Here is a 20,498-nt window from a genome sequence, read left to right on the forward strand (position 1 = left end):
TCAGGCTCCTTCAACTCGTAGAACGGACGTCACGGCGCCGACGAACCCGTGGGATTGGAGAGCGGTGACGGTGGCCGCCAGATCGGACTCTGCCGCGGCGTGCGTGCCGATGACCAGGGTAGCGGTCGGCTCGCGCCGCTCCGCACCGGCCTCGACCAGCGGGTCGAGCACCGGCGGGGTCTGCACGAGCGTCTCGACCGAGACGCCGTGCTCGGCGAAGACGCCGGCGATCTGGGCGAGCACGCCCGGACGGTCGAGCACGTCGAGCGTCACCTGGTAGCGGGTGGTGACGTGCCCGATCGGCAGCACCGGGAGGCCGGAGCTGGCACTGGTGACCAGGCCCGGGCCGCCGACGACGTGGCGGCGCGCGGCCGAGACGACGTCGCCCAGCACGGCCGACGCGGTCTCGACGCCGCCGGCGCCCGCGCCGTAGAACATCAGGCTGCCGGCGGCCTCCGCCTCGACGAAGACGGCGTTGTTCGCGCCGTGCACGGCGGCGAGCGGGTGCGAGCGGTGCACGAGCGCCGGGTAGACCCGGGCGGACACGCCCTCCTCCCCCGTCTTCGCGTCGACGAGCCGCTCGCAGATCGCGAGCAGCTTGATCACGAAGCCGCCGGCGCGCGCCTGCTCGACCTGCTGCTGGGTGACCCCGGTGATGCCCTCGCGATGCACGAGCGAGACCGGGACGTCGGTGTGGAAGGCGAGCCGGGCGAGGATCGCCGCCTTCTGCGCCGCGTCGTAGCCCTCGATGTCGGCGGTGGGGTCGGCCTCGGCGTAGCCCAGGTCGGTGGCCAGCGCGAGCGCCTCCTCCAACGTGGAGTGCTCGGTGTCCATCCGGTCGAGGATGAAGTTGGTGGTGCCGTTGACGATGCCGAGGATCCGGTGCACCCGGTCGCCGGCGAGGCTGTCGCGCAGCGGCCGGATGATCGGGATCGCCCCGGCCACCGCCGCCTCGTAGTTGAGCTGGGCGCCGACCTGGTCGGCCGCCTCGAAGAGCTCGTTGCCGTGCGCGGCGAGCAGCGCCTTGTTGGCCGTGATCACGTCGGCGCCCGAGGAGATCGCCTTGAGGATGTACGAGCGCGCCGGCTCGAGCCCGCCGATCAGCTCGACCACGATGTCGGCGCCGAGGATCAGCGCCTCGGCGTCGGTGGTGAGGTACTCCCGCGGGATGTCCGTGGTGCGCGGTGCGTCGAGGTCCCTGACCGCCACACCGGCGAGCTCCAGCGGCGCCCCCACGCGCTGGGCGAGCTCGTCGCCGTGGTCGAGCAGGAGGCGCGCGACCTGGGCACCGACGGACCCGGCGCCCAGCAGGGCGACGCGGAGGCTGCGGTACTCGATCATCGGAGGATGGCCTTTCGTTCGATGCCGGCATCGCGGCGGAGGAGGTCGTCCTCGGTCTCGCCGCGCACGATGACGCGCGCGAGTCCGTCGCGCACGGCGACGACGGTGGGACGGCCGAGGTAGTTGTAGTTGCTCGAGAGCGACCAGCAGTAGGCGCCGGTCGCCGCGACGGCGAGCAGGTCGCCCGGCTGCACGTCGGACGGCAGGAAGTCGTCGTGCACGACGATGTCGCCCGACTCGCAGTGCTTGCCGGCCACGCGGACGAGCGCCGGCTCGGCGGCGGAGGTGCGGTTCGCGATCCGCGCGGTGTAGTCGGCGCCGTAGAGCGCGGGCCGGGCGTTGTCGCTCATCCCGCCGTCGACGCTGACGTAGCGGCGGACCCCGTCCGCGCCGACGGCCACGTCCTTGATCGTGCCGACCTCGTACAGGGTCAGGCCGGCCGGGCCGATCAGCGAGCGGCCGGGCTCGATCGCGATGTGCGGCACGGGGATGCCGTGCTGCGCGCACTGCTCGCCGACGATCCGGGCGATGGCGGCCGCGATCTCCTCGATCGGCGTCGGGTCGTCGACGCTCGTGTACGCGATGCCGAAGCCGCCGCCGAGGTTCAGCTGCGGCACCGGCCCGTCCGCGAGGAGTCCGGCGTGCACCGCGAGCAGCCGCGAGGCGGACTCCGCGAAGCCGGCCGAGCCGAAGATCTGCGAGCCGATGTGGCAGTGCAGGCCGAGGAAGTCCAGACTCGCGTGCGAGCGGATCCGCGCGACCGCGGCCGGGCAGTCCTCCAGCGTGATGCCGAACTTCTGGTCCTCGTGCGCGGTGGCGAGGAAGCTGTGGGTGTGCGCGTGCACACCGCTGTTCACCCGGAGCCGCACCGGCTGGACGCGGCCGTGGCGCTCGGCCGCGGCGGCGACGCGCTCGATCTCGAGCACGCTGTCCAGGACGATCGCGCCGACGCCGGCCTCGACCGCCCGGTCGATCTCGGCGAGCGACTTGTTGTTGCCGTGCAGGCCCAGGTGGCCCGGCTCGACGCCGGCCGCGAGCGCGACCGCGAGCTCTCCCCCGCTGCAGACGTCGATGTTCAGCCCCTCGGCCCGCATCCAGCGCGCGACCTCGGTGGAGAGGAACGCCTTGCCCGCGTAGTAGACGGTGACGCCCGTGCCGATGGCCCCGAGCTCGCGCTCGAAGGCCCGCAGCGTCGCGGCGGCCCGGCCGCGCGCGTCGTCCTCGTCGACGACGTAGAGCGGAGTGCCGAAGCGGGCGGCGAGCTCGGTCGCCGCGACTCCGGCGACCTCGAGCACGCCCTCGGCCGAGCGCGCCGCGCCGGACGACCAGACGCCGGACGCCAGCGCGTTCGCGTCGTCGGGACACTGGAGCCACTCGGGAGCGAGGGGATGACGGGGGGCGCCGACGGATGCGTCGTCGTGTTCCACGGGTGAGACCTCACAGGAGAGAGTGGGAGCGTCACTGCGTGGCGAGCGAGTCCGGATTGACCCCTGAAGCCAGCAAGATCCTTGAGAGTGCTGTCAGTGTCCGACCGTCGAGAGTGTCGGCACAGGGCTCCGATCCTACCGGTCGGGCGCGCCGCGTCCGTCGCCGATCGGCCGCACGCGGTCCCGGGTCAGGCGCAGACGCCGGTCTCCTGCTGCGCCGGGTCGCTGAGGAACGTCGGAGAAAGGTCGAAGGAGGCGTCCAGCGAGTCGGCGGTCACCTCGACGTCGGTGAGCGAGAGCCCCTGCGGCACCGCGTCGGCGATGCAGACGGACCGCGCCGCGAGCAGCCCCTCGGCGACCGCTCCGAAGCGGTCCTCGACATCGGCGGCGCTGATCGTGGTGCCGCCCGCCGTCACCTCGGACGGCGTCAGCTCGATCGCGCCGTCGGCCGCGCCGAGCTCGATGCCGACGCCCGCGGCGAGCGTGAGCCCGAGCACCTCGACCGAGGTGTTCAGCCGGACGAGCGGCGGGTCGAGGGTCACGCCGTCGATCGGCAGCTCGCTGCGCGCGGCGACGAGGGTGCTCACCGAGGCGGGATCGAGCGCGACGGTCGCGCGGCCCGAGCCGATCGCTCCGCTGCCGCTCGCCGGCACGCCCTCGAGGGTCGCGTCGACGTCGCCGTTCAGGTCGCCGAACGCGACGTCCTCACTGCGGATGTCGAGGCGGTCGAGAGTGCCGCCGATCAGCTGCGGCAGCACGGCCCAGCCCGCCACCTCGACGTCGACCGGATGATCGGCCGGCAGCGAGAGCGCCTCGCGGATGCTCGACGCCGCGGTGTCGGCGACGGCGCGCCGGGCGAGCACGTCGCCGACGACGGCGGCCGCGGCCAGCAGCACGACGAGGACCACGACGACGATCGCGATCCGGCGGCCCCGGTGGCGGCGCGGCGCCTCGGCGGCGGTCACATCCGGTCCGGGGCGGTCACGCCGAGCATCGAGAGCCCGTTGCGGAGCACCTGCGCGGTCGCCTCGTTGAGGCGCAGCCGCGTGGAGTGCACGGCCTCGATCGGGTCCTCGCCCTGCGGGACCACGCGGCAGTTGTCGTACCAGCGGTGGTAGAGCCCGGCGATCTCCTCGAGGTAGCGCGCCACCCGGTGCGGCTCGCGCAGCTCCGCGGCGAGCGCCACCATCCGCGGGAACTCCTGCAGCCCGCCGAGCAGCGCCGACTCGGTCGGGTGCACGAGCGTCTCGGGGGCGAACGGCTCGCGCCCCACGCCGGACGCCTCGGCCTTCGCCGCCACCTGGCGGGTGCGGGCGTGCGCGTACTGCACGTAGTAGACGGGGTTGTCGTTGCTGCGCTTGGTCAGCAGATCGAGGTCGATGTCGAGGGTCGAGTCGGCGGAGGAGCGCACCAGCGAGTAGCGGGCGGCGTCGACGCCGACGGCCTCGACCAGGTCCTCCATCGACACGACGGTGCCGGCTCGCTTGGACATCCGCACGGCCTGGCCGTCGCGGATCAGGTTGACCAGCTGGCCGATCAGGATCTCGAGGTTGACGCCCGGGGTGTCGCCGAAGGCCGCGCACATCGCCATCATCCGGCCGATGTAGCCGTGGTGGTCGGCGCCGAGCATGATGATCGCGCGGTCGAAGCCGCGCTCGCGCTTGTCGAGGTAGTAGGCGAGGTCGCCCGCGATGTAGGCCGCCTCGCCGTCGCTCTTGACGATGACGCGGTCGCGGTCGTCGCCGAAGTCCGTGGTGCGCAGCCACGTCGCTCCGTCCGCCTCGTAGATGTGGCCGAGGTCGCGCAGGCGCTCGATCGCCCGCTCGACGGCGTGCGACTCGTGCAGCGAGTTCTCGTGGAAGTAGACGTCGAAGTCGACGCCGAACTCGTGCAGGCTCTGCTTGATCTCGCCGAACATCAGGTCGATGCCGATCGAGCGGAAGGTCTCGGCCAGCTCGGCCTCGGGAAGGACCGAGAGGTCGCCCGGGTAGGCCGCGACCACGCGGTCGGCGATGTCGGCGATGTAGTCGCCACCGTAGCCGTCCTCCGGCGTCGGCTCGCCCCGGTAGGCGGCGAGGACGCTGCGGGTGAAGCGGTCGATCTGCGCGCCGTGGTCGTTGAAGTAGTACTCGCGGGTCACCTCGGCGCCCTGCGCGATCAGCACGCGGGCCAGGCTGTCGCCGACGGCCGCCCAGCGGACCCCGCCGATGTGGATGGGGCCGGTAGGGTTCGCGGAGACGAACTCGAGGTTCATCCGCACGCCGGAGTAGAGGGAGCCGGTGCCGTAGGCCTCGCCCGCGTCGACGATCACTCCGGCGAGCGCCCCCGCGGCCGCGGCCTCGAGACGCACGTTGAGGAAGCCGGGGCCGGCGACCTCGACCGAGGCGACGCCGTCGACCGCGCCGAGCCCCTCGGCGAGCTCGGTCGCGAGCTCGCGCGGGTTCGCGCCGACCTTCTTGGCGAGCTTCATCGCGATGTTCGAGGCCCAGTCGCCGTGGTCGCGGTTCTTCGGCCGCTCGAGCACGACGTCGCCGAGCGCGACCTCGGCCGCGCTCCCGCGTCGCTGCACGGCGTCGAGGACGAGGGCGTGCAGGGAGGCGGCGAGCTGTTCGGGAGTCACGGGGCCCGATTCTACCGAACGGTGCCCGCGGTCCCCCGCCCCCGCATTGCTAGGGTGCAGCGCATGCGCCGTCCCGCCGCCCTCGCCCTCCTCGTCGCCGCGTCCGCCCTCACCGGCTGCGCGCAGGCGGCGGAGCCGGCGCCGAGCGCGAGCGACGCGATCACGGGGACCCCGGTGCCCGTCGGCTGCGAGGAGCTCGTCCCCTCCTCCGCCCTGACCGGCCTCTGGGCGGGCTTCGCCCCGAGCGACGCGGTCGAGCCGACCGCCGTCTCCGCCGAGATCGCCGGCTACGACGGCCTGGTGTGCGGCTGGAGCGGTGCCGAGGGCGCCGACTTCCAGGTCGCGGTCGCGCAGCTCGATCCCGCGATCATCGAGGCGCTCAAGAACGAGTACTTCACGACGAGCGAGGCCGTCCCCACCTACGGCCGGCCGCCGGAGATCGAGGGCTACTACGAGGTGGCCGACGGCCGAGGTGTCGCGGACGCCTTCGTCGGCGACTACTGGCTCGAGGCGTCGAGCGCCTCGTTCGTCGAGCCGGGCGACCCGGAGCCGCTCGTCCGCGCCGCCCTCGCCGCCCTCGCCGGCTGAGCGGTCCCGCGCAGTCCGCTGCGCCGGCTCAGCCCGGGCGCACCTCAGCCCAGGCGCACCGGAGACACGTGGTCGTCCTCGACGACCACGTCGCTGCTCGCCTCGACGCTCATCGTCTCGAGCCGCAGGTCGGTCAGGTAGCTGCTGAGGAACGCCGTGTCGGCGGTGTCCCGCCCCGACGAGATCCGCAGCATCGACGGCCGAGGAGCGAGCCGCGTCGCGTCGACCACGTGCCACGCTCCGTCCACCCACGCCTCGGACACCGCGTGGAAGTCGCGCGGCTCGAGGCCGGGCGCGTAGACCGCCGTGACCCGCGCCGGGATGTCGAGTGCACGCAGCAGCGCCGCGACGGTGTGCGCGAAGTCGCGGCACACCCCCTGGCCGCTCTGGATCACCTGCGCCGCGCCGCCGGTGCCGACGGTGGAGCCGTAGACGTAGGAGAGGTGACCGTGCACCCACTCCTCCACCGCGGTGAGCGCCTCGAGGCCCTTCGCCCGCCCGAACTCGCGCCGGGCGATGCCGCCGAGCGCGTCCGCCTCGGCGTAGCGGCTCGGCCGCAGGTACTCGACGAGCTCCAGCTCGCTCGGCTCGTCCGGCGCCCCTCGACCCTCGACCCGGCCGCGGTACTCCACCTGCAGCGCACCGGCGGTCGCCGCCACCCGGTGCACCCGGGCGCCGTGCCGCGCGGGGAACTCGCGCACCGGCACCGGCTCGCCGTCGAGCACGGCCGTGAAGGAGTCCTCGAACCCGTCCCCCGTGCGCGTCGCCGCGACCAGGAAGATGAGGTCGGTCGGCCCGTTCAGTCGCAGACCCAGCGAGGCGGACACGGTGCGCAGCATGCCTCCATCGTGGCACGACCGCACGCCCCGCCACCGCGTCCGACGGCGCCCACCCCGGGTGCTAATGTTGTCAGGCACTCCTGGCCCCCATAGCTCAGGGGATAGAGCACTGCCCTCCGGAGGCAGGGGCGTAGGTTCGAATCCTACTGGGGGCACACTTCTCTGTCGCGGCGCTGTTGATCTGCCGCGGCGCTGTCTCCGGCCGCGGCGATGTCTCGTGCCGCTGCGCTCTCCTCCTGCTGGTGGACTCTGTGGCGCGGGCTCCTCGCCCCCGCGGACTGCCGCGTGGGCGGGCGCCGAGGGCCGCCGCGGCGTCGGCAGCGGCCGGGCCGGCGCTGAAGAGCCGGGCCGGGACGAAGGAGCGAGACTCAGTCGTCGTCGTTCGCGCAGTCCCGAGAGCAGTACGGGTCGGCCATCCGCGAGGGGCGGCGGCGGCACGCGGCGCAGCGGCGGGCGCGCAGAAGGGTACGGAGCAGGGTAGTCATGGTGGGCCTTCGGGAGTACGACACCGCGACCGCCGTGAGGCTGCGGGATTCGGGTTCCACAGGTCGCTCGGGAGGTGTCCTGCGCGGAGCCTATGCGCCACCGCCGACTCGATCAACAGGACGGGCGGGGTTCCCAGCCGCTCCGCACCGGCCCGCGGCGGCCGGAGGGCCGCCTCAGCGCGGGACGACGATCGCGGTCAGGTCGGTCGCCAGCTCCTGCGCCATGTGGTCGTAGCCGGCCGTGTTCGGGTGGCCGACGTCGATGTTCACCCACTCGTCCTGCGACTCGGTCGGGAACCAGCGCTCGAAGAGCGGGCTGATGAACTGAATGCTGTTCTCCCGCGCGTACTCCTGCAGGACCGCGTTGACGTAGCGCTTGTTCGCGTTCGAGTTCGTCGACACCGAGACCGGACCGAGCATCACCAGCTGCGCCGAGGGGAAGCGGCTCCGCAGCGCGGTCACCGTCGCGTCGACCGCCTCGGCGAGGCCCGCGTTCTCCACGTTCTGGTCGTTCGAGCCGCCCTGCAGGACGACGAGCTGGAACTCGTCGCCGTAGCTCAGCCGCTCGATGCGCTGCAGGAAGGTGCCCTGCCCGTCGTTGCCCGCCTTGAGGTAGCCGGTCGAGCCGACCCCCTCGACCGCCAGGTCCCAGCCCGGCAGGTAGCGGGGCAGCACGCGTGCGAAGCCGTCCGTCTCCGGGTCGGTGGCGCCGAAGCCCGCGGTGTAGGAGTCGCCGAAGACGAGCACGCGGGGCTGGGCGGGCAGCGCGATCGGGTCCGGCGGCGCGGCCGCCGGTGGTGGCGTGGTCGGCGAGAAGGTGGCGTCGGCGGGGATCTCCACCGCGCTCCGCTCGTCGGGCAGGAGGACGACGACCGCGGTCGCGGCGACGGCGAGCGCCACGACGACGGCCGCGATCCGCACCGCCTTGCTCCCCCAGTAGTGCGACAGCGCTCGGAACCGGCCCACGGTGACCCCCCTCGATCCAGTGAGCCCAGACGCTAGTGGAGGAGCGCGCCGGCCAGGCCTCCGGCCCACCCTCGGCGCCACCCCCGTGAGGGTCGGCACCGCAGCCGGGGCCCGGGCGACCACAGGGCGCGACGCTGCGGACCGGTGGCGGGGATCCTCCGGACGCGGTCGCGGATGCGCGGACGCACTCCGTGCGCGACCGGTTCACTGCGTAGGGTCGGGCGCCGGCCGGCGTCAGTCGTCGTCGTGCGCGCAGCGCGCGGAGCAGTATGGATCGAGCAGACGCCGTGGCGCGAGACCGCACGCCGCGCAGAGTCGACGTCTCCGCAGGCCCGGGATCAGCGCGTGCAGGCGCGCGGACAGTGTCTTCGGGGTCACGAGTACCACCCTCATCGGTGACGTCGCGAACTGCCGAGTGGGGCTCGGCCCGCGCTTCGGGTGCGCGGACGCTCGCCGGGAAGACGTCGTGCGCTATTCGTACTCCCGCGGCGGCCGGATTGGTACAGGTCGGGGCCGAATCCCGCCCGATCGGCGAGCGGAGGGACATCGCGTCCCATTCCGGGGGCCACGACCCCCGTATCGACGACTCCGGCGGCCTCCGGCGGCGGGCACTCGTCCCGAAACGCTTCCGTGAAATCCGCTGTTCCTGAGAACCGCAAGTAGGGTGATCGCGTGAAGATCCTTGTCGTCGAAGACGATCCAGCCATGGGCGAAGCGCTCGTGGGCGGCCTTGAAGACGCCGGCTACGACGCCGTGCTCACGACGAACGGCATCGATGCGCTCGTCGCGTTCAGCAACGCCGAGTTCTCGGCGGCGATCGTCGACGTGATGCTCCCGGCGATGTCGGGCTTCGAGATCTGCCGGCGCATCCGCGAGCTCGGCCGGTCCACGCCGATCCTGCTGCTCACCGCGCGCGACTCGGTCGAGGACCGCGTCTTCGGGCTCGACGCCGGCGCCGACGACTACCTCACCAAGCCGTTCGCCTTCACCGAGCTCAACGCCCGGCTGCGCGCGCTGCTGCGCCGCAGCCCGTCGCTGATGTCGACGTCCATCGAGGTCGGCCGCATCACGGTCGACGGCTCGAGCATCCGGCGGACCGCCGACAACACGCGCATCCACGTCAGCCCGAAGGAGCTGGAGCTGCTGAAGCTGCTGATCTCGCCGGTCGGCTCGGTGGTCACCCGCCAGCGCATCCTCTCCGAGATCTGGGGCGGCGGCGAGATCGTCGACAACAACATCGTCGACCAGTACGTCAGCTACCTCCGCAAGAAGCTGCCCACCGACGACACCGGCGTCAGCATCGTGACCGTGCGCGGCAAGGGCTACTTCCTCCGCCCGGTCGAGTAGGCCGATGGCTGCCCCCGGCCCGGTCGCCGCCGCGAGAGCCGCCACCCGGCGCTCCGGTGCGCTGTCGATCCGTGCCCGGATCACGATCGGCTCCGTCGCCGTCGCGACCGTGCTGTTCGCCCTCGCGGCGATGCTCTTCTACCAGGTCGTCACCGGCATCGTGGAGCGCAGCGAGCGGACGATCCTCGTCTCGATCGAGGACGAGATCCGCCGCGACATCGCCGCCGGCGACGTGCCGCGGGTGCAGGATTCGTCGACGGGGCAGCTCTACCTCGCGCTCACCCCGGACGGGACCGTCGACGCGACCACGATGCCGACCGACGTCACCCGCGCCGTGCGGGCGGAGCTGCGCGAGAGCGCCGCCGACGCCGTGCCGCGCTACACCGAGGTCGAGACCGCGACCACGCGCTACCTGGTGCGCATCATCGCCGTCGAGAGCGACGACGGCACCTGGAGCGTCGCCACCGCGCGCGACCAGGCCGCCTCGCAGCTGGTGCTCGACGACTTCGCCCACGTGCTCGTCTACGCCGCGATCTTCCTCGTCGTCACCTTCGGGCTCGCCTCCTGGATCCTCACCGGGGCGGCGCTCGCGCCGGTGCGGCGGATGCGCGCCCGCGCGGACCAGATCGCCGCCGACCCGGGAGCGGGCGATCAGCTGCCGGTCGTCGGCACCCGCGACGAGATCGACGAGCTCGCGCAGACGCTCAACGCCTTCCTGACGAAGCAGTCGGCCTCCCTCGCCCGCGAGAAGCAGATGGTGTCGGATGCGAGCCACGAGCTGCGCACGCCGCTCGCCGCGCTCTCGGCGCAGCTCGAGATCGCCCATCACCGCGTCGAGGATCCGGTGGCCGTCGACCGGGTCATCGTCGACGCGCAGAAGAGCGTCGACCGCCTGGTCCGCCTCGCCTCCGCGCTGCTCGACATCTCGAGGATCGAGAGCCGCTCGGCGCGGCCGACGTCTCCCTTCGCCGAGCTCGTCGACGAGCTGGTCGGCGCGGTCGACCGCACCCGGCTGCTCGCGGCCGAGTCGGGTGTCGAGATCGACTACGAGATCGACGAGCGCGAGCCGGCGCGGCTCTACGCCGTCGCCGCTCAGGACTTCGGCCGCGTGATCGACAACCTCGTCCGCAACGCGATCCAGGCGATCGGGCGGGGCGGCGAGATCGTCGCGTCGCTCGCGCAGAAGGACGGCCGGCTGCTGCTCACCGTCTCGGACGACGGACCGGGCATGCCCGCCGACTTCATCCCCGTGGCCTTCGACCGGTTCTCGCGCCCCGACGACTCGCGCACGGTCGCGTCCGGCGGCAGCGGCCTCGGGCTCGCCCTCGTGCACACCACCGTGCTCTCGGGCGGCGGCACCGTCGCGCTCTCGAACCGCGATCCGCGCGGGCTCGCGGTCGACATCGTCCTGCCCCCGGTCGGCTCCGCCCCGCGCTGACCGGACGACGCGCCACGACGCGGGCCGGACGACGCCGACCGGACGACGAAGGCCCCCGGCGCGAACCGGGGGCCTTCGGGAGGATCAGCGCCGCTCGTCCTCGGGACGGATCGGCACGGGATCGCCGGTCGCAGGCGGCGGCGCCCAGACCGCCTGCGGCGCCTCCGACTCCGCCGGGGTGCCGTCGAGCAGGTTGCGGGCCCGGTTCACCACCTCCGGGTCGACCAGGACGGAGTAGCTCGTCGCGATGACCTGCATCGTCGAGGTGAAGTCGCGGCGGCGGCGGTTGACCGCGTAGGAGGCGAGGCCGAAGAGCATGCCGAAGCCGGCACCGAGCAGGACGGCCGCGATGAGGAAGGAGAACTCGGTCGTCGGCGAGAAGATGATCAGCAGCAGGCCGAGGAAGACACCGAGCCAGGCTCCGGAGGCCGCACCCGCCAGAGCGACGCGGCCCCAGGTCAGCTTGCCGGTGACGCGCTCGACGCTCTTGAGCTCGTTGCCGATGATCGCCAGCTGACGGACGGGGAAGTCGGCCCGGGCCAGAACGTCGACGGCCTTCTGCGCCTTCTCGTAGGTGTCGAAGGTGGCGAGGATCTCGCCGCGCGGGATCGTCGGGGAGACGGCGCCCCGGCGGTTGTTCATGGGCATCTGCTGAGTCACCCGCTCAGAGTGTCACAGCCGTCTTGGAGCATTCTGGGCGCGGATCGAGAGCCTCCCGAACGCCCGCCGAGTACGTCGAGGGCCCGGGCTCGGGTTCCGCGAGGGTGGCCGGGTCTAGGTTGGTAGCCGTGAGTTCCGCCAGAGTCTTCGTAGCGCGCTTGGCCGGTTGCAGCGTCTTCGACCCGGCGGGCGATCGCGTCGGCAAGGTCCGCGACGTCCTGCTCGTCTCCCGTCAGAACGACGCGCCCCGCGTGGTCGGCCTGGTCGTCGAGATCCCCGGCCGACGGCGGGTGTTCGTCTCGATCGGCCGCGTGACCAGCATCGGCAGCGGCCAGATCATCACCACCGGTCTGATCAACGTGCGCCGCTTCGAGCAGCGCGGCGGCGAGGTCCGCGTCATCGCCGAGCTCCTCGGCCGGCGGATGACCTTCGTCGACGGCTCCGGCGACGCGATCGTCGAGGACGTCGCGATCGAGGAGGTCGGCCCCGGCGAGTGGGAGCTCGCGCAGCTCTTCGTCCGCCGCCCCAAGACCAGTCCCTCCCCCTTCGCCAAGGGCGCGACCACGTTCGCCGGCTGGCGCGAGGTGCGCGAGAGCGTCTCCACCGAGGCGCAGTCCGCCCAGCAGTACGTGGCGAGCCTCTCCGAGCTCAAGCCCGCCGACCTCGCCAGCACGCTCCTCGACCTGCCGCAGCAGCGGATGCTCGAGGTCGCCGGCGAGCTCTCGGACGACCGGCTCGCGGACGTGCTCGAGGAGATGCCCGAGAGCGAGCAGGTCGAGATCCTCGGCCGGCTCGACGACGACCGGGCCGCGGACGTCCTCGACCAGATGCAGCCCGACGACGCGGCCGACCTGATCGCCCAGCTGTCCGACGAGCGCGGCGAGACCCTCCTCGAGCTGATGGAGCCGGAGGAGGCGGACGACGTCCGCATGCTGCTCTCCTACGCCCCGGAGTCGGCCGGCGGCCTGATGACGACGGAGCCGATCATCGTCTCCTCCGAGGCGACCGTGGCCGAGGGGCTCGCGATGATCCGCCGGCACGAGCTCGCCCCCGCGCTCGGCGCCGCCGTCTGCGTCACGCTGCCGCCCTACGAGCCGCCGACCGGCCGCTTCCTCGGCATGGTGCACTTCCAGCGAATGCTCCGCTACCCGCCGCACGAGCGCCTCGGCACCCTGCTCGACCAGAGCCTGGACCCGATCACGCCGGACACCTCGGCCGCCGAGGTCGCCCGCATCCTCGCGAGCTACAACCTCGTCTCCGTGCCCGTCGTCGACGAGTCGCACCGGCTGGTCGGAGTGGTGACGATCGACGACGTGCTCGACTACCTGCTCCCCGACGACTGGCGCAGCCACGACGGCGACGACGAACCGCGCGTGCCGGTGAGCACGACGACCCAGGGCATACCGATCGCACCGGCCGCCGCGTCGGCGCGCAGGTTCGGAGCAGGACGACGAGGACGGAGGGGTGCACGTGGCTAGGGACACCAAGCAGGATCGGCGGCTCGACGCCCCGAAGGGACTGCGCACGCGCGTGCTCCCCCGACGCAACCGGCAGAGCAGCGACCGCTTCGGCCGCCTGACCGAGTCGTTCGCCCGCGGCATGGGCACGCCGTGGTTCCTCGTCGGCATGACGATCTTCTGCGTGTTCTGGCTGCTCTTCAACACCTACGGCCCGGAGGACGCGCGGTTCGACTCGCAGGCCCTCGGCTTCACGGTGCTCACGCTGATCCTCTCGCTCCAGGCCTCGTACGCCGCTCCCCTGCTGCTGCTCGCGCAGAACCGCCAGGACGACCGCGACCGCGTGCAGATCGAGCAGGACCGCCAGCGCGCCGAGCGCAACCTCGCCGACACGGAGTACCTGGCCCGCGAGGTCGTCGCCCTCCGCCTGGCGATCCGCGACATGGCCAGCAAGGACTTCATCCGCTCCGAGCTGCGCAGCCTCGTCGAGGAGCTCGAGAAGGACCGGACGGAGCCGGCTCTCCCCGAGCGGCGCGATGCCTGACGCCGCCGTGCCCGACGCCGCGATGCCTGACGCCGCCGCCCTCGAGAGCGCCGTGCTCGCGGCGCTGTCCCGGGTCATCGATCCGGAGATCCGCAAGCCGATCACCGAGCTCGACATGGTGGAGTCGGTGACGGCCGGCGCGGACGGCGCGGTCACCGTCGCCATCCGTCTCACGATCGTCGGCTGCCCGGCCGCCTCCGCGATCGAGCGCGACGTGCGCCTGGCCGCCGAGTCCGCGGCAGGGGCCGGCGCGGTGCGGGTCGAGGTCGGCGTGATGACGCCGGCGCAGCGGACGGCGCTCACCGAGCGCCTGCGCGGCGGCCGGCGCGAGATGCCCTTCGGCCCCGACTCGCTCACCCGCGTCTACGCGGTCACGAGCGGCAAGGGCGGGGTCGGCAAGTCGACCGTCACCGCGAACCTCGCCGTCGCCCTCGCCCAGCAGGGCCTCGCGGTCGGCCTCGTCGACGCCGACGTGCACGGCTTCTCGATCCCCGGGCTGCTCGGGCTGATGCACGACGGGCTGGTCGCCGGGCCGACCAGGGTCGGCGAGCTGATGCTGCCGCCGGTCGCGCACGGCGTGAAGGTGATCTCGATCGGGATGTTCCTCGAGGGCGACACCCGCGGCGCGGCGGTCTCCTGGCGGGGGCCGATGCTGCACCGGACCATCTCGCAGTTCCTCACCGACGTCTTCTTCGGCGACCTCGACGTGCTGCTGCTGGATCTGCCGCCCGGCACCGGCGACGTCGCGATCTCGATCGGCCAGCTGCTGCCGCACGCGGAGGTGCTGATCGTCACCACTCCGCAGCCGGCGGCCGCCGACGTCGCCGAGCGCAGCGGAGCGCTCGCCCGGCAGTCCGGTCAGCGGATCGTCGGGGTCATCGAGAACATGTCCGGGCTGCCCCAGCCGGACGGGACGATCCTCGATCTCTTCGGCAGCGGCGGCGGCGCCGAGGTGGCCCGCCGGCTCAGCGCGAGCGGCGAGGACGTGCCGCTGCTGGCGTCCCTGCCGATCAGCGTGCCGCTGCGGGCGGGCGGCGACGCCGGGATGCCGGTCGTCCTCGGCGATCCGGAGGACCCGGCGGCCGTCGCGATCACGGCGCTGGCGCGCATGCTCGCCTCGCGTCCCCGCGGCCTCCCCGGCCGCCGCCTGCCGATGTCGGTCGGCTGAGGCCGCACGCTCGGCGGCGCGCGGGTCTCGATACGCCCGCTGCGCGGGCTACTCGACCAGCAAGTGACCCCTTGCTGGTCGAGTAGCCCCGCAGGGGCGTATCGAGACCCGCCGGCGCCGACACCGGCGCCGTGCACCGCAGGACTCGGAGCAGTGGGTCTCGATACGCCCGCTGCGCGGGCTACTCGACCAGCAAGCCCGGCAGGTTCGGCGCGGCTCAGGTGGCTTCGAGGTCGATGGGCGGCGGCGCCACCGTCGACAGCTCGCCGGCACCGGCCGAGCGCTTCATCGTCGTGTAGTAGCTGTCCGCGGTCGAGGCGCCACCGCCCGTGGTGACGGGCGCGGAGACCGCCGACGGGGGCTTCACCGTCGGCGCGGGCTCGTCCTCGAGCAGGGCGTCGCGGATGATCCGGCGCGGGTCGTACTGCCGCGGATCGAGCTTGCGCCAGTCGACCTCGTCGAACTCGTCGCCCATCTCGTCCTTCACGCGCTCGCGCGCCTGAGTGGCGAAGCCGCGGACCTTCCGCACCAGCGCAGCGAGCTGCGAGGCGTAGTAGGGCAGGCGGTCAGGACCCAGCACGAAGACGGCGATGACTCCGATGATGAGGAGCTTGTCGAACGTCAAACCGAACACGGGACAACACTAACCCGCCGCGCCTTCCGCGACGACCGCGCGCGCGCCCGTACCCTGACGATGCGCAGGTGCGATCCGCCCGCCGAGACCCCCCCCAGCAGAGGAGCCCACCCGTGTCCGACAAGGATGCCAACTGGAAGTACGCCGAGGACGCCGTCGTCGAGCCCGAGGCGATCGCCTCCGCCCGCCGGCTCTCGGTGGAGGTGGGCATCGACGCCATCGCTCCCTCGATCGGCGCGCAGTCCGCGCTCGTGGCGGCCGCCGCCCGGGCGACGTCGATCATCGAGATCGGCACCGGCACCGGCGTGAGCGGGCTCTGGCTCCTCGACGGCGCCCCCGAGGCCATGCTCACCTCGATCGACTCGGAGGCGGTGCACCAGCAGCACGCGCGCGTCCAGTTCCACGAGGCGGGCATCTCGCCCAACCGCCTGCGCCTCATCCCGGGCCGTGCCCTCGAGGTGCTCCCCCGGATGAACGAGAACTCCTACGACATCGTCTTCGTCGACGGTGATCCGCTGCAGGTCATCGAGAACGTCGAGCACGCGCTGCGGCTGGTCCGGCCCGGCGGCACCGTGCTCGTGCCGCACGCCCTGTGGCGTGGCCGGGTCTCCAACCCCGCGCAGCGCGACGAGATCGCCTCGGCCTTCCGCACCCTGGTCGCCGAGGTCTGCGGGTCGCCGGCCGTGGTCAGCGTGCTCTCGCCGATCGGCGACGGCCTGCTGCAGGCGAACAAGCGCCGCGCGTAGGAGCGCCTCCCCGCGCTCTCGCCGGAGCACGACCCGGGAACGAGGGAACGCCCGTCGCATCGGATGCGACGGGCGTTCTCGACGGTGCTGGTGGGTCAGGCTGGAGTGACCACGGACGCGAGAGCGTCGTGGAGTTCCTTCGCCTCTGCATCGTTGACCGAGACGACGAGACGTCCGCCGCCTTCGAGCGGAACGCGCACGACGATGAGTCGACCCTCCTTAACAGCCTCCATCGGTCCGTCTCCGGTCCTCGGCTTCATGGCCGCCATAGAGTTCCCCTTTCGTGACGTATCCGTCTATTATCGTGCATCCGCGGCTGGGACGAAATCGGCCGCCTTCCGCGGACACACGCGCGGGATCACGGCGGAGTCCAGTCGCCGGGCGTGAACACCCAGCACAGGATCAGCCAGACGACCTGGCCGACGATCGACAGCGCGATCACGAAGATCCGGAACAGGGCGGATCGCGGGACCGCCAGCGCCCCGACGAGCGGGAACATCGGCAGAAGCAGCCGGAACGTGCTCGACTGCGGGTAGAAGAACGCGAAGAGATAGACGGCGTAGCCGCCCACCCACATCCGGCTGAAGACGTCCAGCTTCCGCGTCCAGCGCGAGAACAGGATGTTGAGGAAGAGCAGCACCAGGACGACGACGATGCCCATGCCCACCAGCGGCGAGTCGAACCAGAGCCGGCCCCACCACTCGCCGCCCGCGAACCAGGAGGTGAACGGGACGAGCTCGCTGTCGCCGATGAACACGGCGCGCCAGGCGAGCTCGGTGTCGGTGTACGCCGTGAAGGAGCCGGTCACGGCCCAGGCGATCAGCAGCCAGGCGAAGCCCACCACCAGGCCCCAGATCGTCAGCGCGACGGTGGGGATCCACTCGGAGCGCGGGAACGACTCGGTGCCGCGCGCGTGGCGCCAGACCCGGTAGAGGAAGTAGAGCCCCATCATCGCGGCGAAGGCGAGCCCGCTCGGGCGCAGGAGCCCGAGCACCAGCACCAGCGGGAACACCCAGATCCACTTGCGCTTGATCAGCAGCAGCAGCATGGTCGCCGTGAGAAGGACCGCGGCCGATTCCGCGTAGCCGATCTGCAGCATCGGCGACGTCGGAGCGACGCAGAAGAAGACGATGCCCATCAGAGCCTGTCCCTCGCTGAGCGAGACGCGCAGCAGACGGTAGAGCACCAGGCAGGCACCGGCTCCGCAGAGCACGGCGACCGTGACGGCGGCGGTCGACCAGTCCAGGCCGGTGATCGCCATCAGGCCGCGGACGGTGAAGGGGAAGACGGGCATGAACGCCCAGGTGTTCTGCTCGACGTCGCCGGACGGCGACAGCGGCAGCACGGACGGGTAGCCGGCCATCCCGATCTTCTCGTACCAGCCGCCGTCCCACATCGTCGCGAAGCGGACGTAGGTGTCCCGCAGGCCGGTCCACGGGACGTCGCCCTGGCTGAGCGCGAGGCGCAGCATGATCGCCGTCGTCAGGACCCGCGTCACCGCGAAGACGAGCAGGACCTGGAGCCACCACGGGAGGAAGGCGAGCCGGCGGCGCTCGACCTGCGCGGGCGCAGCGACCGGAGGCAGAGCCGTGGCCGTCATGTCACCGCCCCGGTCCGGGCCCGGTGCAGGGCGGTCGCCGCGGGAGCGGACAGGAAGAAGCGGGCGGCGGAGGCGGTCGCGCGGAACGCGGTCGGAACCGGAGTCCGCGCGGGGCGCGGCAGCCGAGGTCGCGACTCACCAGTGGGAGTGAGGGGAGACATTCCGGCCAGCATAGCGACGCGTCGCACCCGGAGTCGGCGCGCCACACGTGCCGATGCGCGACCGATCGGGCACGTCCCCGCGGTCACCGCTGCGCCGTCGCCCGGTCAGCGGACCCCGCCGCAGTCGGCTGACGGGCCCCGATCACGGCGGAGTCCAGTCGTAGCCGTCCACGGCCCAGCCGATCGTGAGCCAGCCGATTTGCCCGGCGATCGAGACGAGGACGAGGGCGATCCGGAACAGCGGTGAGCGCGGCACAGCGAGGGCGCCGACCAGCGGGAACATCGGGCCGAGGAGCCGGAAAGTGCTCGACTGCGGGAAGAAGAAGGCGAAGAGGTAGACGCCGTAGCCCGCGATCCACGCGCGGCTGAAGAGGTCGAGCCGACGCACCCACGGTGAGGCCAGCACGCCGAGGAAGAGCACGACCAGCACGACCACGAGCGCGATGCCGAGCATCGGCGCGCCGAACCACCAGCCGCCCCACCACGCGCCGCCCTGGAACCAGGCGGTGAAGGGGAAGAGCTCCTGGTAGCCGATGTAGGAGGCGCGCCAGGCCAGCTCGGTGTCGGTGTAGGCCGTGATCGAGCCGGTCACGGCCCAGGCGACGGCGGGCCAGAGGAAGCCGACGACGAGCCCCCAGACCGTGAGCGCGACAGCGGGGACGGCGTCGGCCCGAGGGAACGGCTCCTTCCCGCGCCGGACGAAGCGGTAGACGACGTAGAGGCCCATCGCCGCGGCGAAGGCGAGCCCGCTCGGGCGGGTGAGCCCGAGCACGAGCACGACCGGGAAGACCCAGGCGAACCGGCGCCGGACGAGCAGGAGCAGCACGATCGCGGTGAGCATCATCGCCATCGACTCCGCGTAGGCGATCTGCAGCATCGGCGAGGTCGGCGCGACGCAGAAGAAGAGCACGGCGACGAGCGCCTGCGACTCGCTCAGCGAGTGCCGCATCAGCCGGTAGAGGACGAGGCAGGCGACCGCGGCGCAGATCACCGAGACGGCGACTCCCGCGGTGGCCCAGCCGAGGCCGGTGAGCAGCATCACCAGTCGGACGACGCCGGGGTAGAGCGGCATGAAGGCCCAGGCGTTCTCGCCGATCTCGCCCGCGTCGGTCACGGGCAGCACCGACGGGTAGCCGGAGGTCGCGATGATCTCGTACCAGCGGCCGTCCCACATCGTCGCGAAGTCGACGTAGGCGGGCGAGGGGCCGGTCCAGGCGTTCGCCTGCTGGTTCGCGGCGAACTGCAGCATGATCACGGTCGTGACGACGCGGGTCAGGACGAAGACCGCGAGCACGCGGGCCCACCACGGGACCAGCCGCAGCTGCGCGCGGCGGCGGACGGGGATCCGCTCCAGCAGCGCGGTCACGCGGGTGCGCTCAGCCAGCGGCGGAGGCCCTCGGCGCAGGCCGTGATCTCGTGCACGGCGACGCGCTCGTCGTCGGCGTGCGCCGTGAGCGGATCGCCGGGGCCGTAGTTGACGGCGGGGATGCCCATCGCGGAGAAGCGCGCGACGTCGGTCCAGCCGTACTTCGGCTTCGCCTCGGCGTCGACCGCGGCGAGGAACGCCTGCGCGAGCGGCGCGTCGAGCCCGGGGCGCGCACCCTCGGCGAGATCGGCGACCTCGACCTCGAAGCCCTCGAACAGCTCGCGGAGATGCTCGACGGCTTCCTCGCCGGTGCGGCTCGGAGCGAAGCGGTAGTTGACGTGCACGGTGCAGAGGTCGGGGATGACGTTGCCCGCCACTCCCCCGCTGATGCGGACCGCGTTCACGCCCTCGCGGTAGACCAGGCCCTCGACCTCGACCTCGCGGGGCTCGTAGGCCGCCAGCCGGTCGAGGATCGGGGCGGCGGCGTGGATCGCGTTCTCGCCGACCCAGCTGCGGGCGGAGTGCGCGCGGACACCGCGGGTGGTCACGTCCACGCGGAGCGTGCCGTTGCAGCCGCCCTCCACCTCGGCCCGCGTCGGCTCGCCGAGGATCGCGAAGTCGGCGGCGAAGACGTCCGGCCGGTGGCGCGAGAGACGACCGAGGCCGTTCAGATCCGAGGCCACCTCCTCGTTGTCGTACCAGATCCAGGTGATGTCGACGACCGGATCGACGAGCTCGGCGGCGAGGACGAGCTGCACCGCGACGCCGGCCTTCATGTCGGTCGTGCCGCGGCCGACGAGGTGCTCGACGCCGTCGATCGTCTCGTCGCGCACCGGGAGGTTGTCGTTGATCGGCACCGTGTCGAGGTGACCGGCGATGACCACGCGCTGCTCGCGGCCGAGATTCGTCCGCGCGACGACGGTGTGCCCGTCGCGGATCGTCTCGAGGTGCGGGTACTGCTCGAGGGCCAGCTCGACCGCGTCGGCGATCGCCAGCTCGTCGCCGGAGACGGAGGGGATGTCGCAGAGCACCCGGGTCAGCGCGACCGGATCGGAGTGGAGATCCAGGGGCGCGACGGGCGCCGGGGCGGAGGTCGGAACGGCCATGCGCC

General features: G+C 72.5%; 19 protein-coding genes and 1 tRNA gene. 8 read left to right on the top strand and 12 right to left on the bottom strand.

Annotation, left to right across the window (positions count from 1 at the left end):
- From GSU72_RS12800 to argS, 4 genes are all read right to left on the bottom strand, one after another.
- Positions 1 to 1,341 (bottom strand): homoserine dehydrogenase, encoded by a 1,341-nt coding sequence (locus GSU72_RS12800; RefSeq protein WP_159985416.1) that lies wholly within the window; start codon positions 1,339 to 1,341, stop codon positions 1 to 3.
- On the bottom strand, positions 1,338 to 2,768 hold the full coding sequence (gene lysA / locus GSU72_RS12805; protein ID WP_159985417.1) for a diaminopimelate decarboxylase: 1,431 nt from the start codon (positions 2,766 to 2,768) through the stop codon (positions 1,338 to 1,340). The genes GSU72_RS12800 and lysA overlap by 4 nt, the downstream gene beginning before the upstream one ends.
- A gap of 188 nt (positions 2,769 to 2,956) precedes the next feature.
- Positions 2,957 to 3,733 carry a DUF2993 domain-containing protein gene (locus GSU72_RS12810; RefSeq protein WP_159985418.1) on the bottom strand — a complete coding sequence of 259 codons (777 nt, stop codon included), beginning with the start codon at positions 3,731 to 3,733 and terminating at the stop codon, positions 2,957 to 2,959.
- Positions 3,730 to 5,388 carry an arginine--tRNA ligase gene (argS, locus tag GSU72_RS12815; protein WP_159985419.1) on the bottom strand — a complete coding sequence of 553 codons (1,659 nt, stop codon included), beginning with the start codon at positions 5,386 to 5,388 and terminating at the stop codon, positions 3,730 to 3,732. Before argS ends, GSU72_RS12810 begins: the two co-directional genes overlap by 4 nt.
- 63 nt (positions 5,389 to 5,451) lie before the next feature.
- Here argS and GSU72_RS12820 point away from each other — a divergent pair, with 63 nt between their 5' ends.
- Positions 5,452 to 5,976 (top strand): hypothetical protein, encoded by a 525-nt coding sequence (locus GSU72_RS12820; RefSeq protein ID WP_159985420.1) that lies wholly within the window; start codon positions 5,452 to 5,454, stop codon positions 5,974 to 5,976.
- A 44-nt stretch (positions 5,977 to 6,020) separates the two neighbouring features.
- Here the strand turns inward: GSU72_RS12820 and GSU72_RS12825 are convergent, their stop codons facing one another.
- On the bottom strand, positions 6,021 to 6,815 hold the full coding sequence (locus GSU72_RS12825) for a transglutaminase family protein (RefSeq protein WP_159985421.1): 795 nt from the start codon (positions 6,813 to 6,815) through the stop codon (positions 6,021 to 6,023).
- Positions 6,816 to 6,898: 83 nt separating this feature from the next.
- Here GSU72_RS12825 and GSU72_RS12830 point away from each other — a divergent pair.
- Positions 6,899 to 6,970: transfer RNA gene (locus GSU72_RS12830), tRNA-Arg, on the top strand.
- A gap of 504 nt (positions 6,971 to 7,474) precedes the next feature.
- On the opposite strand, the gene GSU72_RS12835 is transcribed toward GSU72_RS12830, so the two are convergent.
- Positions 7,475 to 8,266: an SGNH/GDSL hydrolase family protein gene (locus GSU72_RS12835; RefSeq protein WP_159985422.1), complete on the bottom strand. Its 792-nt coding sequence runs from the start codon at positions 8,264 to 8,266 to the stop codon at positions 7,475 to 7,477.
- Between the two features lie 672 nt (positions 8,267 to 8,938).
- Here GSU72_RS12835 and GSU72_RS12840 point away from each other — a divergent pair.
- Both GSU72_RS12840 and GSU72_RS12845 read left to right on the top strand, forming a co-directional pair.
- Positions 8,939 to 9,613: a response regulator transcription factor gene (locus GSU72_RS12840; RefSeq protein ID WP_279631661.1), complete on the top strand. Its 675-nt coding sequence runs from the start codon at positions 8,939 to 8,941 to the stop codon at positions 9,611 to 9,613.
- 4 nt (positions 9,614 to 9,617) lie between these two features.
- Entirely contained in the window at positions 9,618 to 11,051 is a 1,434-nt protein-coding gene (locus GSU72_RS12845) for a HAMP domain-containing sensor histidine kinase (protein WP_159985424.1), read from the top strand.
- 84 nt (positions 11,052 to 11,135) lie between these two features.
- On the opposite strand, the gene GSU72_RS12850 is transcribed toward GSU72_RS12845, so the two are convergent.
- Entirely contained in the window at positions 11,136 to 11,693 is a 558-nt protein-coding gene (locus GSU72_RS12850) for a general stress protein (protein ID WP_208545055.1), read from the bottom strand.
- 146 nt (positions 11,694 to 11,839) lie between these two features.
- Here GSU72_RS12850 and GSU72_RS12855 point away from each other — a divergent pair, with 146 nt between their 5' ends.
- Genes GSU72_RS12855 through GSU72_RS12865 form a run of 3 tightly spaced genes read left to right on the top strand, consistent with a single transcriptional unit; the run spans position 11,840 to position 14,880 of the window.
- Positions 11,840 to 13,189, top strand: a complete 1,350-nt coding sequence (locus tag GSU72_RS12855) for a CBS domain-containing protein (protein ID WP_159985426.1) — start codon at positions 11,840 to 11,842, stop codon at positions 13,187 to 13,189.
- Positions 13,182 to 13,712, top strand: a complete 531-nt coding sequence (locus GSU72_RS12860) for a DUF1003 domain-containing protein (protein ID WP_159985427.1) — start codon at positions 13,182 to 13,184, stop codon at positions 13,710 to 13,712. The genes GSU72_RS12855 and GSU72_RS12860 overlap by 8 nt, the downstream gene beginning before the upstream one ends.
- Positions 13,705 to 14,880, top strand: coding sequence for an Mrp/NBP35 family ATP-binding protein (locus tag GSU72_RS12865; RefSeq protein WP_159985428.1), 1,176 nt, complete (start codon positions 13,705 to 13,707; stop codon positions 14,878 to 14,880). The genes GSU72_RS12860 and GSU72_RS12865 overlap by 8 nt, the downstream gene beginning before the upstream one ends.
- 217 nt (positions 14,881 to 15,097) lie before the next feature.
- Here GSU72_RS12865 and GSU72_RS12870 read toward each other — a convergent pair whose 3' ends face one another.
- Complete coding sequence (locus tag GSU72_RS12870; RefSeq protein WP_159985429.1) at positions 15,098 to 15,514, bottom strand: Sec-independent protein translocase TatB; 417 nt, start codon at positions 15,512 to 15,514, stop codon at positions 15,098 to 15,100.
- Positions 15,515 to 15,627: 113 nt separating this feature from the next.
- Between GSU72_RS12870 and GSU72_RS12875 the strand changes: the two genes are divergently transcribed.
- Positions 15,628 to 16,260, top strand: coding sequence for a class I SAM-dependent methyltransferase (locus GSU72_RS12875; protein ID WP_159985430.1), 633 nt, complete (start codon positions 15,628 to 15,630; stop codon positions 16,258 to 16,260).
- A 95-nt stretch (positions 16,261 to 16,355) separates the two neighbouring features.
- Here the strand turns inward: GSU72_RS12875 and GSU72_RS12880 are convergent, their stop codons facing one another.
- From GSU72_RS12880 to dapE, 4 genes are all read right to left on the bottom strand, one after another.
- Complete coding sequence (locus tag GSU72_RS12880; RefSeq protein ID WP_077221916.1) at positions 16,356 to 16,529, bottom strand: DUF3117 domain-containing protein; 174 nt, start codon at positions 16,527 to 16,529, stop codon at positions 16,356 to 16,358.
- 89 nt (positions 16,530 to 16,618) lie between these two features.
- The gene (locus tag GSU72_RS12885; RefSeq protein ID WP_159985431.1) at positions 16,619 to 17,860 is read right to left on the bottom strand and encodes a hypothetical protein; all 1,242 of its coding nucleotides are present in this window, start codon (positions 17,858 to 17,860) and stop codon (positions 16,619 to 16,621) included.
- 303 nt (positions 17,861 to 18,163) lie between these two features.
- Positions 18,164 to 19,387 carry a hypothetical protein gene (locus GSU72_RS12890; RefSeq protein ID WP_159985432.1) on the bottom strand — a complete coding sequence of 408 codons (1,224 nt, stop codon included), beginning with the start codon at positions 19,385 to 19,387 and terminating at the stop codon, positions 18,164 to 18,166.
- Positions 19,384 to 20,493 carry a succinyl-diaminopimelate desuccinylase gene (dapE, locus tag GSU72_RS12895; RefSeq protein WP_159985433.1) on the bottom strand — a complete coding sequence of 370 codons (1,110 nt, stop codon included), beginning with the start codon at positions 20,491 to 20,493 and terminating at the stop codon, positions 19,384 to 19,386. Before dapE ends, GSU72_RS12890 begins: the two co-directional genes overlap by 4 nt.
- Between the last annotated feature and the right edge of the window lie 5 nt (positions 20,494 to 20,498).

It is taken from the genome of Rathayibacter sp. VKM Ac-2760 (genome assembly GCF_009834185.1).
Taxonomy (GTDB): Bacteria; Actinomycetota; Actinomycetes; order Actinomycetales; family Microbacteriaceae; genus Rathayibacter.

Excerpts from the sequence above, each read along its gene's own strand:
- dapE (WP_159985433.1), bottom strand. The coding sequence starts at position 20,493 with ATGGCCGTTCCGACCTCCGCCCCGGCGCCCGTCGCGCCCCTGGATCTC.
- GSU72_RS12800 (WP_159985416.1), bottom strand. The coding sequence starts at position 1,341 with ATGATCGAGTACCGCAGCCTCCGCGTCGCCCTGCTGGGCGCCGGGTCC.
- GSU72_RS12825 (WP_159985421.1), bottom strand. The coding sequence starts at position 6,815 with ATGCTGCGCACCGTGTCCGCCTCGCTGGGTCTGCGACTGAACGGGCCG.
- GSU72_RS12865 (WP_159985428.1), top strand. The coding sequence starts at position 13,705 with ATGCCTGACGCCGCCGTGCCCGACGCCGCGATGCCTGACGCCGCCGCC.
- GSU72_RS12850 (WP_208545055.1), bottom strand. The coding sequence starts at position 11,693 with ATGAACAACCGCCGGGGCGCCGTCTCCCCGACGATCCCGCGCGGCGAG.
- GSU72_RS12885 (WP_159985431.1), bottom strand. The coding sequence starts at position 17,860 with ATGACGGCCACGGCTCTGCCTCCGGTCGCTGCGCCCGCGCAGGTCGAG.
- GSU72_RS12820 (WP_159985420.1), top strand. The coding sequence starts at position 5,452 with ATGCGCCGTCCCGCCGCCCTCGCCCTCCTCGTCGCCGCGTCCGCCCTC.
- GSU72_RS12845 (WP_159985424.1), top strand. The coding sequence starts at position 9,618 with ATGGCTGCCCCCGGCCCGGTCGCCGCCGCGAGAGCCGCCACCCGGCGC.
- GSU72_RS12880 (WP_077221916.1), bottom strand. The coding sequence starts at position 16,529 with ATGGCGGCCATGAAGCCGAGGACCGGAGACGGACCGATGGAGGCTGTT.